This window comes from Brevibacillus nigriterrae (genome assembly GCF_049846925.1).
GTDB lineage: Bacteria > Bacillota > Bacilli > Brevibacillales > Brevibacillaceae > Brevibacillus_H.
In genome coordinates this window covers 1-1,162 of record NZ_JBNCMT010000078.1, presented here as the reverse complement: position 1 = coordinate 1,162, position 1,162 = coordinate 1, and the positions used below count along the sequence as shown (strand labels likewise).

The 1,162-nt window shown below is 50.9% G+C and carries 11 tRNA genes; all 11 read left to right on the top strand.

The window, feature by feature from the left end:
• Nucleotides 1-22: 22 nt before the first annotated feature.
• The 11 genes from ACPW7N_RS26645 (at nt 23) to ACPW7N_RS26595 (ending at nt 1,160) form a co-directional block, all read left to right on the top strand.
• Nucleotides 23-97, top strand: a tRNA-Asn gene (locus tag ACPW7N_RS26645).
• Nucleotides 98-103: 6 nt separating this feature from the next.
• Nucleotides 104-194, top strand: a tRNA-Ser gene (locus ACPW7N_RS26640).
• A 21-nt stretch (nt 195-215) separates the two neighbouring features.
• Nucleotides 216-292 (top strand) — tRNA-Met (locus ACPW7N_RS26635).
• A gap of 30 nt (nt 293-322) precedes the next feature.
• A tRNA-Leu gene (locus ACPW7N_RS26630) sits at nt 323-407 on the top strand.
• A 12-nt stretch (nt 408-419) separates the two neighbouring features.
• Nucleotides 420-496 (top strand) — tRNA-Glu (locus ACPW7N_RS26625).
• Nucleotides 497-591: 95 nt separating this feature from the next.
• Nucleotides 592-667 (top strand) — tRNA-Val (locus ACPW7N_RS26620).
• A 10-nt stretch (nt 668-677) separates the two neighbouring features.
• Nucleotides 678-754, top strand: a tRNA-Asp gene (locus tag ACPW7N_RS26615).
• A gap of 42 nt (nt 755-796) precedes the next feature.
• Nucleotides 797-872 (top strand) — tRNA-Phe (locus tag ACPW7N_RS26610).
• Between the two features lie 21 nt (nt 873-893).
• Nucleotides 894-969: transfer RNA gene (locus ACPW7N_RS26605), tRNA-Thr, on the top strand.
• A 34-nt stretch (nt 970-1,003) separates the two neighbouring features.
• Nucleotides 1,004-1,078: transfer RNA gene (locus ACPW7N_RS26600), tRNA-Gln, on the top strand.
• Nucleotides 1,079-1,087: 9 nt separating this feature from the next.
• A tRNA-Lys gene (locus ACPW7N_RS26595) sits at nt 1,088-1,160 on the top strand.
• Nucleotides 1,161-1,162: the final 2 nt, after the last annotated feature.

Here is a 1,162-nt window from a genome sequence, read left to right as displayed (position 1 = left end):
TGAAGGTGCAAACCTTCCTTGTTCCTCAGTAGCTCAATGGTGGAGCAACCGGCTGTTAACCGGTAGGCTGGCGGTTCGAGTCCGTCCTGAGGAGCCATTATATGGAGAGTTACCCAAGAGGCCGAAGGGGACGGTTTGCTAAACCGTTAGTATGCGTAAGCGTAGCGAGGGTTCGAATCCCTCACTCTCCGCCATGTAATTCTTAAATCAAATATGGCGGTGTAGCTCAGCTGGCTAGAGCGCTCGGTTCATACCCGAAAGGTCGGGGGTTCGACTCCCTCCGCCGCTACCATTCTTGATTAAATGATACTATACATGCTTTGCGGTCGTGGTGGAATTGGCAGACACACCATCTTGAGGGGGTGGCGGGGCGACCCGTGCGAGTTCGAGTCTCGCCGACCGCACCATTACAACTATATGGCCCGTTGGTGAAGCGGTTTAACACAGCAGCCTTTCACGCTGTCATTCAGGGGTTCGAATCCCCTACGGGTCACCATAAAATAAATCCCCACAAAGTGAAGCAAATGCTTCGCAGATTATTCCAAGTACTTTGCGGGGGCTCCGAACTAAAAACCGAAACATTTAAAACACGGAGGCTTAGCTCAGCTGGGAGAGCATCTGCCTTACAAGCAGAGGGTCGGCGGTTCGATCCCGTCAGCCTCCACCATATAGTTTTTGGAGCTGTGGTGAAGTTGGAGTTCACGCCGGTCTGTCACACCGGAGGTCGCGGGTTCGAGTCCCGTCAGCTCCGCCATCTTTTCACTAAGAATGGCGGCAACAATTTGCAATATTATTTGGCTCGGTAGCTCAGTCGGTAGAGCAGAGGACTGAAAATCCTCGTGTCGGCGGTTCGATTCCGTCCCGAGCCACCATTAACTTCATAATTGAAATGTGCCGGTGTAGCTCAATTGGTAGAGCACCTGACTTGTAATCAGGGGGTTGTGGGTTCAAGTCCTATCGCCGGCACCATTCTTTTCACTAATTTTCAGATTTGGAAAATTGTTGGGATATAGCCAAGCGGTAAGGCAACGGACTTTGACTCCGTCATTCCTAGGTTCGAATCCTAGTATCCCAGCCATTTTATTTAGAGCCATTAGCTCAGTTGGTAGAGCATCTGACTTTTAATCAGAGGGTCGAAGGTTCGAGTCCTTCATGGCTCACC